A 9,630-nucleotide genomic window follows, 5' to 3' on the forward strand; every position below is an offset into this window, starting at 1 on the left:
CACGGTGAAAGTTCATGCTGCCGATGTCGATCTGAGCCGTGGCGTCACTTTGCATCTGGATGTATTGGCGAACAATCAAGCCGATGCGGTTAAGCAGCGCTTCGATTTGATGGGGCTCAAACAGCAGTCTTCAGGTTATGACGTGAAAACCCGCATTGCTGCCCACTCTTTTAAAGGTAAAGAAGCCGTATCGGGAGCTTATGAACTGCGCATCACACCACGCGGCACCGATATCATTGGTTACGATCAGGCTGGCGTCTATTACGGCTTGATGTCGTTACTGTCGCTGGTGCCCGCTGAAGGTAAACCGATTATCGCCACGCTCGAGGCGAAAGATGCCCCGCGCTTTGCCTATCGCGGTGCCTTCCTTGATGTCGCGCGTAACTTCCACAGCAAGCAAGCGGTGCTGCGCATGCTCGATCAGATGGCGGCGTGGAAGATGAATAAATTCCATTTCCACCTGACCGATGACGAAGCCTGGCGTATCGAAATTCCCGGTCTACCTGAGTTGACCGATGTGGGCAGTAAGCGTTGTCACGATCTCACTGAGCAGCAATGTCTGCTGCCGCAGTTGGGCTCCGGCCCGTTCACGGATAACAACGGAACCGGGCATTTCAGCCGCGCCGATTATATTGAGATCGTCAAATACGCTCAGGCACGCAACATTGAAGTGATCCCGGAAATCGATATGCCTGCACACGCGCGCGCGGCAGTGATTTCGATGGAAGCGCGTTATCAGCAATACATGAAGGCGGGTAAACCGCAGCAGGCCAGTGAATATCGTCTGGTGGATCCAACCGATACCTCGAATACCCGTTCCGTGCAGTTGTACGACCGCACCAGCTATCTCAATCCTTGCCTCGATTCCTCAAAGCGCTTTGTCGATAAAGTGATTGGTGAAGTGCAGGCGATGCACCTCGAAGCGGGCCAACCGTTGACTACCTGGCACTTTGGCGGTGATGAAGCGAAAAATATCCGCCTCGGAACCGGCTACAGCGATATCAAAAACCCGAAAGCAGGAACGGGTATTTTAGACCAAAGCAAAGAGGACAAACCCTGGGCAAAATCTCAGGTCTGCCAGGCGGTGGTGAAATCCGGCAAAGTGGAAGATCTGGAGCACTTACCAAGTCACTTCGCGTTAGAAGTAAGCAAAATGGTGAAAGCGCACGGCATTCCGGTGATGCAGGCCTGGCAAGATGGGCTGAAAGATGCAGCTGACGCGCACGCCTTCGCCACCTCGCGCGTTCGCGTTAACTTCTGGGACACGCTCTATTGGGGCGGTTTTGACACCGCTAACGACTGGACGATGAAAGATTACGAAGTGGTGATCTCCAATCCGGATTACGTCTACATGGACTTCCCGTATGAGGTGAATCCTAACGAGCGCGGCTATTACTGGGGCACGCGCTTCAGCGATGAGCGCAAGATGTTTGGCTTCGCACCAGACAACCTGCCGCAGAACGCTGAAACCTCGGTGGATCGCGATGGCAAAACCTTTGATGCCACCTCGAATAAGCCGTGGTCAGGCGCATACGGCATTTCAGTACAACTGTGGAGCGAAACCACGCGTACCGATCAGCAGATGGATTACATGGTATTCCCTCGCCTGCTGTCGGTGGCCGAACGCGGCTGGCATCGCGCGGAGTGGGAGCTGGATTATCAACAGGGACGCACCTTTAAAGGCGGCGAAACCCACTTCGTTAACCAGCAGCAGCGCAATCAGGACTGGCAGCGTTTCGCCAACCTGTTAGGCCAGCGTGAATTGGGCAAGATGGATAAAGCCGGTATTCACTACCGTTTACCGGTGCCGGGGGCGCGCGTGGAGAATGGCACGCTGACCATGAACATTGCGCTGCCGGGACTGCCGCTGGAGTACAGCGTGGATAACGGCAAAAACTGGCAACGTTATCTGCCACATGACAAACCGACCATCACCGCCGCCGATAAAGTCTGGGTGCGTAGCGTGAGCCCGGATGGCAAACGTTTCAGCCGCGCTGAAGCACTTTAAACTGATTAGCCCCTCGCGGGAGTGCAAGGGGCGGAACTGACAAGGATGTCGATGAAATACTCAACGCTTTCTTTTTATGTTGTTGCACTTGGCGCCGGTTTAAGCGGCGCCCTGTTTATTCCAACACTTAGCTTATTTCTGGCTAACGAACTTAATGTGGCAGCCTGGAAGATCGGTGCCTTTTACAGTGTTAACGCGCTCAGCAGTATTGCTATCAGCTTACTTATTGCTCGTTATTCCGATCGTATAAAGCAGCGCCGGCCCCTGTTGCTACTGTGTTTATTCTCGCTTGCGCTTAATTCACTGCTATTTATCTTCTGCCGTCATTATCTGTTGCTGATAACGCTCGGCTCATTACTTAGCGCCTGCGGCAGCGCGGCGGTACCACAGTTGTTCGCGCTTGCACGTCAAACCCGCAGCGACAACACGTTCAGCGCTATTTTACGTGCCCAATTTTCGCTGGCGTGGGTATTTGGCCCGCCGCTGGCATTCTGGATCATTCAATTGGCCGGTTTTGCCTGGCTTTATTCCATCATGTCCGGCTTATTACTCAGCGTTACGCTTCTGGCGCTTACCTTGCCACCGGGCAATCAAGCGGTTGCAGCTAAGCCTGCACAGCAAAATAATCAGCAGCCGCTGGGGCAAAACCTGACGTTGCTGATGCTCGCCACCTTGCTGGTCTGGAGCTGCAGCTCACTCTATCTGATTGGCTTTCCTCTGCATCTGGCGCAGCAGCCCACACTGTCCGTCGAATGGACCGGCATCATGTTTGGCCTCGCCGCAGCGCTGGAAATCCCGATCATGCTGCTCAGCGCTCGAATGCTCAAACGCTGGGGCAAGCAATCACAAATGCAGGCCGCCATGCTGTGCGGCATCATTTTTTATGCCGGTATTTTCTTCAGCAATGGGTTTATTCCATTGATGATGCTGCAATTTTTCAATGCCGTTTTTATCGCCATCATCGCCACCGTTGGGCTGTTCTGGTTTCAGGACTTGCTGCAACATCGTCAAGGTATGGCGGCAACGCTGTATACCAATTCGATGTCCATCGGCGTGCTGATTGCTGGCGTATTACAGGGAATTCTCACCGCAGTCTCACCGCTAGCCATCTGGCCAGCGGCCTGTGTGCTGTTGGTGATGTCATTACTACTGATAACAAAGGTCGACAATGTTTAAAAAACCTCATTCGTCGCGCATCGCTGCGCGCATCAAAACACATGGAGTGTACGCTAATGAATGTCTTAATTACGGGTGGCGCGGGCTATATTGGTTCGCACATTGCCCTTAGTCTGCTGCAGCAAAATCATCAGGTGATTGTGCTGGATAATTTGTGTAATAGCTCACCGATAGCCTTAACACGCGTTGAAGCATTAAGCGGAAAGAAAATCACTTTTCATCAGGGCGATATTCGCCGCCGTGCCGATTTAAATCAGGTTTTTAATCAGCAACCGATCGATGCCGTTATTCATATGGCGGGTTTGAAGTCGGTGAATGAATCGCTGCAAAAACCGGTGAAATATTATCAGAACAATATTGCGGGAACGCTGATGCTGCTGGAAATCATGAAACAGCATCAGGTTAATAAACTTATATTTAGTTCATCTGCCACGGTTTATGGTATCCCGGAAAAAATTCCACTGTGTGAGAACTGTGATACCGGTAATACCACCAATCCTTATGGTGCTTCCAAATATATGGTTGAGAAGATCATGGGTGAAGTGGTGGATGCACAACCCGAATTAGCCATAACTGCACTGCGTTATTTTAATCCTGCCGGCGCACATCCTTCCGGCCAGATTGGTGAGCACCCTGAAGGTATTCCCAACAATTTGCTGCCCTATCTGTTTCAGGTTGCCAATGGACAACGAGGCAACTTGCCGGTATTTGGTGATGACTATGCAACACCCGATGGCACCGGCGTGCGCGATTACATCCATGTAATGGATCTCGCTGAGGGGCACATCCAGGCGCTGAATCATCTCAAACCAGGCTATCGTCATTACAATCTCGGCACCGGACAAGGCTACTCGGTGCTGGAAATCGTGCAGATGTTTGAACAGGTGAGCGGTAAACGTGTCCCGGTCGATATGCGCGCACGCCGTCCTGGCGATGTCGCCATCTGCTTATCCGATCCCGGTCAGGCGAAAAAAGAGCTTGGCTGGCAGGCAACGCGCGGTCTCGAAGCGATGTTGCGCGATGCATGGCGCTGGCATACACAGAATCCGCAGGGCTACATTGGGAGCGAAACCTTATGATGACGCGCGAAACGTTTTTACCGCTCTATGAGCGCCAGCTCGCCGCGCTGAAAAAAAGCTTCACTGCGCCTGCTGCAGCAGATTGGCAGGAAGCGTTCAGTCAGTTTAAACAGTGGCAGCAGCAGTATCAGCCACAGGATGTCGCAGTAGCCGATTTCTCTTCGATGTTTGCGGTGCCCACCAGTCGGCTGACGGGATCCGAGTGTAGGCTGCATCGCGTCTGGCTCGGCGGATCAACGCCACTCAACGTCAACCGCACCCTCGCCCAATGGCAACGTGCGATTGAAGCCAGCCGCAGTGATTTTCAGCAAACGCTGTGGGTGTGGGATGCGCAACAGCTGGCAGCTGATAGCCGTTTTGTCGTTCAGCAGGGAGAGAGCGCATTCCAGCTGGGCACACTGTTTCTGCCTGATGCGCTGGTGCAGGTGAACAGTTTGAGCGCACTGATGCACGCCTTTGACTGCGCGCTGGTTGACGTCTTACAGCAGCTGCACGACAAACGCTATTACGCCACGCTTTCTGACTTCTTCCGTTTGGCCATTCTCACCGAATGTGGCGGTGTTTACCTGGATGCCGATACGATCCCCGCTCAACCTGCCACGCTGTTTTTGTTTCATCCAGAGCTGCCCGATTTTCCTGGCGAGCAGCAGCACATCAGCTGGCTAAATTTATTCACTGATGAAACCGGCATGATCATCAGCCATCAAAACAATCCGGTATTGCAGGAGTTACAGCGGCAGCTCAGTGAGGTTTATCGTGGCTGGCCTCAACCGATTGCAGCTAAAACGCCCGACAGTGAACGCGCCATCTTCGAACCTTTTTATCAGTTATGGTGCGAACAATTACAGGTCACGCAGCTAAGCCATCAGGACTTTAGCTGTTTTGCCGTATGCGGATTTGATGTGCCAACGCCACGCGTATGCGGCATTAAAGGGATGCGCTTACAGGAAGATATTTTAAGTGGTGAACGTCGGCCATTAAGTGTTGATGAACAGCACTATTATCAACAAACCGTGCATCAACTTTCTCAACGTAAATGGCAACTTAGCGATCCATTGCAATTGGGTGAACTGGTGCCTTTATTTGCCGAGCAGGAAATTTTACAGATTGCCTATGCGCCGCAGCTGCGCGCTGAAATTCCTTATTACCACTATTACGGCGTGCTTTGTCAGGATCCACAACTTGATAAAGTGAATGGATTATTTAGCGATTACCTGATTGCATTAACCGATAAGAAGATAATAGACGGTGATTTCTGGCAGCCAGTTTATCGGCCTACATCCTCACCACTTATCTTCAAACCGGGCATTATTTCTGACCAGCATGAACAACGCAGCATGGCGCAGTTAATTTTCAGCACCAGCTATCTGGAATACTGCTCAGTCGATAATATTTATGCCGCCGACTTAACCACCTTACAGCTGCGACAAAATATCCAGCCGTTCCTGCAGCAGATCTCGGTGATTTATAACCCGCAGGGAAAAATGATTGGATTCCTTAATGCGGCATCGATTAAGGAATATGATCAGATCAAAGTTGAATACGGCTATCGTAAAGAGGTACGTCCCCTCGATGAGGCTTACGACGACTTTGTTAATCACTACGGCCAGCCAGATGACTACTTCGTCTGCAGCGTAGCCTTAATTCCAGAGGAACAGGGAAAAGGCTACTTCAATCAAGTTTTGTCACGCATGATTGAGCAGGCTAAACAGCAAAAATTGCGCCGCATCACGTTGTGTGTCTGGCAATCTAATCCGGCTTATATGATCTACAGCAAGAAAGGTTTTACCGTGATAGGCAGGATGAAACAGGAGGTTGCGCGGTTTAATGATGAAATCGTATTTATGGCATTAACGCTTTAATCTCTCTGAGATCAAATTATCCGGTGCGAACGGTTGTTCAATTCGCACCGGAAGCGTTAGAAATTGAGATAAACAAGCAAAGTCTTAAAGAGTTAGTCGCATCTTGATGCTTATCAACTTTATCACGCCAGAAAAAAGGCCTAATTGCGCTCCGGATTTGAATACATTCACCAACTCCGGAAGCGATAATGAAATTATTCAGTTTTATTCCACACGCACATCGTTGGCATAACATCACAATTACGCGCAAAGGCGCAATATCGCCTTCTGGCCGCACCTGTTTTGCCACTTATGTTCAGGCGCAATGTAAAGGCTGTGATGAGCAACTGTATAAAATCTATTATCGCGATATTACTGATGCGCAAGCGCGACGCTGGCTGGGTTGATTATCAGAAATAAACTACAGTGAATTAATGTCCAACTTAAAAATTCCACTGTCCCGAACAATACCCAGCTTGCGCATTGCCGAACGTTTCTGCGAGCTAATAGTTTTCACACTTCGCGATAAACGCAATGCCGTTTGCGAAACACTCAGTCCCGCATGCAGATATTCGACAACCATTTTTTCCTTGGCTGAAAGGCGTGGCTTAATTAAAACTGGCGTATCGACAGCATCATCCAGCAATAGCGGCTCAGATTGACAATAGCTTGACCAGATATGGCGCAGGCCAGTGATCAAATTTTCCGGCGTCAACGATTTACAAAAGTAGGATTTAATCTGTGGCTTCAGCGCATCGCTTAATTGCTGCTGTTGGCGACAATCGCCCATGGCAACAATGGTCATTTTGGGATGAGTGACACTTAACTGTTCCACCAGCGCCTTGATATTCAAATCCCCTTTCGGGCGTGAACAATCGATTAACGCGATATTTGCCGGAGCCAGACTGAGCGAGAAAAACAGCTCATTGCTATTTTTACAGCAATCCGTCACGGTGAAATCCGTTTCGTGATTAATTATCCTTTTCAGACCTTCAAGAAATATCGGATGGTCATCAAGAATAATGACATTACTCTCAATCATATTTTTTTACCCGGTGTGTAAAATTAATCATTACTGAATAGTTATTGTGTAGGTGGCGACCGCATTAAAGTTGCCGGTTTGCTGATGATTGGCACCAGGTAAATAGCGCAAGAACCAATACCAGGTTTGTGCGAAGTGACTTTCACTGCCACTGTTGGCGGCGTTATAAACCAGCGGTAATTTTTCGCCAAACTTCTGCCAGTCGCCGCCTTCCGCTTTCGTGGAATAACGAATCGCCATATCATCGATCGATGTCGCTGATGCGGTGTCATCATTATTGGCTAAGCTGCCAGCGCTGAAGGTGATGTCCACGTTGTAATTATTGGCGGCGTCATCACGCAGTGGCGAGCAGGAGACTTCGATCGGTGTTGGCTGCGCCTGGCCAAGCGTCACTTCCTGATTGCCCGATTGGGGTCGATGAATGGTACCGAAATTAACCGTGCGATTTTGCTCGGTAACCAGTATACAACTGGCTTGGGTGGCGATGGTTGGCGTAAGCAAGCCGCTGTTCAGCACATCAAGTTGCTGCTGCGTCGCGCCCTGTGATTCCAGCAGAATTGCGCCGCCATTGGTCAATTGCAGCGTACGCTGCGACTGGATTGGCGTGTTATTACTGATTTTCATTAGCTGCGCTTTCAGGCTGAAACTGATGCGGCGTGTATCATCGCCTTCCTGACCTAATGAACAGCTGGTAGATTGCCCTGCGGTAATCGCGCCGCTGCCGACACATCTGCCGCCTTCGCTGTTCGCATCAGCAAATAAACGCACGCCGATGCCATTCACATTGGTTGCCAGCACATCGCGGCCTGGCCCAATCCAATCCAGCGCGCCACTCTCTTTGAGTCCAAGCTTGACCGGTGCGGACAGCGGGCCGGCACACTGCACACCAATATCCAACAGCGTATGTGGCGCATCGCCGATGGCGGCAAACAGCGGCGTAGCGGGCGGGATTTTGACCAGGCCGTTAAGCGGTTGCTGTTCGCTGCGGGTATAACTGCAGCCATTCGGTAAATCCGACAGCGTCAGATTTTGCGCCCACGCGGCGTTGCTACCCAACAGTGCGGCGATCGCGCTGCCTAATAGCAGTTGTCTGCCAAACATATTATTCATCTCAAGCTTCCTCGCTGTTTTGGCAGACGCTCTGCACCTGCAACGGCACGCCGTCCATTTGATTTTCACTGGCGGCCTTCAGGTTGAAGTTCACCTTACAAGACGCATCTGCGCCACGGCCCCATTGCAGTTCCAGCGAACCGGTGTCTGGCATGCCGGAGATATAGAGCAATCCTTCATCACCTACGATACTGCTGTTGTTCTGCTCACCTTCGTCCAGCAGCAATTTGGCCGAGGCACCAAACGGCACATAGTCGCCGTTGGCTTTACGCAACGTAATCATCACCTGATGACCGCGCTGGGTTTTGAAGTCGGCTAATACCACCGCGCCACGGGTTGGCGTTACGGAGGTGCTGGTTTGATCGAGCGCGACATTGGTGCCTAATCCCTGCGGATCGAGTGAGATATCGGTGCGACGATACGGCGACATATACGGCATCACCGCATAACCGCGCCAGTCGGTGGAAAGACCGGTTTGGTTGTTGACTTTAATGTTGGCTGCGCCCGGCGCACGCACCAGCGCCACGGTGTCGCTCATTTCCTGCGACAAGGTTACGCCATACGGATGGGCAACAATGCCGCCGCGCAGGCCGTAGTTGATCTGTTCCTGTGCCTGGCTGCGGTTATAGCCCGCCGAAACGGTACCGCTGTTGCCGCGATAGGATGCGGAGAGATTGCTGGTGTTATTGTCATTGCCCAGCGTCTGGCTGACGTTGTAGTTGAGCTGGTTATCCAGCGCATTGCCGCTCAAACCGGCCTGCTGCGTGGTACCCTGCCCTTTGGTATGCGCCATGCCGTAATTAAGCTGCATCGAATTACGTGAATCACCGGCTAACCAGCGACTCAACGGTACCGATGCGGTTAACGCCAGACGACGATCTTCTTTACCGCTGTCGCTGTCCTGCGACTGGCTGAGGTTCATACCGTAGCTAACGCCAAACAGGTTGGTGTTGTAACCCAGCGTGTAAGTGCGTAGGTTGCCCGGCTTGTTCCAGTAATCACGTTGTGAACCCGAGACATACATAGAACCCGCATCACCCAACGACTGGTTCAGCATCACCTGGAATTCTCCGCGCGGACGGTAATTACGGTTGAGCGCACCGTTGATGCCATCGGCCGGGTTGATCATCGCATCCTGCAAGGTGTAATAGCCTTCGGTGGAGTAGCGATAGGCTGCCAGCGACACGGAGGTGCCGGTTTCAACGATACTGCGCGAGTAGCGCAGACGATAAGATTGGCCCTGACTCTTTTCACCGTTCGGCAGCGTGGCGTTGGATTGGGTAATATCCGCAGAAACCGCGCCAAGGCGGCCAATGCCCAATCCAATACCGGCGCTGGCAGACAAGTACTCTTTGGCCAGCTGCATACCGCCAT

General features: G+C 51.6%; 8 protein-coding genes. 5 read left to right on the forward strand and 3 right to left on the reverse strand.

Features of this window, described 5'->3' with window-relative positions:
- The 5 genes from RTY00_RS12505 to RTY00_RS12525 all read left to right on the forward strand — a co-directional run.
- Positions 1–2,008: family 20 glycosylhydrolase (locus RTY00_RS12505; protein ID WP_312664673.1), on the forward strand; the 2,008-nt coding region annotated here is incomplete at its 5' end.
- A 51-nt stretch (positions 2,009–2,059) separates the two neighbouring features.
- On the forward strand, positions 2,060–3,184 hold the full coding sequence (locus RTY00_RS12510) for a sugar efflux transporter (protein ID WP_312664674.1): 1,125 nt from the start codon (positions 2,060–2,062) through the stop codon (positions 3,182–3,184).
- A 56-nt stretch (positions 3,185–3,240) separates the two neighbouring features.
- A complete protein-coding gene (galE, locus tag RTY00_RS12515; protein WP_312664675.1) occupies positions 3,241–4,263 on the forward strand; it encodes a UDP-glucose 4-epimerase GalE in 1,023 nt (340 codons plus the stop codon).
- Positions 4,260–6,125 (forward strand): GNAT family N-acetyltransferase, encoded by a 1,866-nt coding sequence (locus RTY00_RS12520; protein WP_312664676.1) that lies wholly within the window; start codon positions 4,260–4,262, stop codon positions 6,123–6,125. The genes galE and RTY00_RS12520 overlap by 4 nt, the downstream gene beginning before the upstream one ends.
- A gap of 188 nt (positions 6,126–6,313) precedes the next feature.
- Positions 6,314–6,511 carry a hypothetical protein gene (locus RTY00_RS12525; protein ID WP_312664677.1) on the forward strand — a complete coding sequence of 66 codons (198 nt, stop codon included), beginning with the start codon at positions 6,314–6,316 and terminating at the stop codon, positions 6,509–6,511.
- Between the two features lie 14 nt (positions 6,512–6,525).
- On the opposite strand, the gene RTY00_RS12530 is transcribed toward RTY00_RS12525, so the two are convergent.
- The 3 genes from RTY00_RS12530 to RTY00_RS12540 all read right to left on the reverse strand — a co-directional run.
- A complete protein-coding gene (locus RTY00_RS12530; protein ID WP_312664678.1) occupies positions 6,526–7,146 on the reverse strand; it encodes a response regulator transcription factor in 621 nt (206 codons plus the stop codon).
- Between the two features lie 30 nt (positions 7,147–7,176).
- Positions 7,177–8,256, reverse strand: coding sequence for a fimbrial protein (locus RTY00_RS12535; RefSeq protein ID WP_312664679.1), 1,080 nt, complete (start codon positions 8,254–8,256; stop codon positions 7,177–7,179).
- Position 8,257: 1 nt separating this feature from the next.
- A partial coding sequence (locus RTY00_RS12540) for a fimbria/pilus outer membrane usher protein (protein WP_312664680.1) occupies positions 8,258–9,630 on the reverse strand: 1,373 nt, incomplete at its 5' end.

The sequence above is a fragment of the Pantoea sp. CTOTU49201 genome (assembly GCF_032054795.1).
In the GTDB taxonomy this organism is placed as follows: Bacteria; Pseudomonadota; Gammaproteobacteria; order Enterobacterales; family Enterobacteriaceae; genus Pantoea; species Pantoea symbiotica.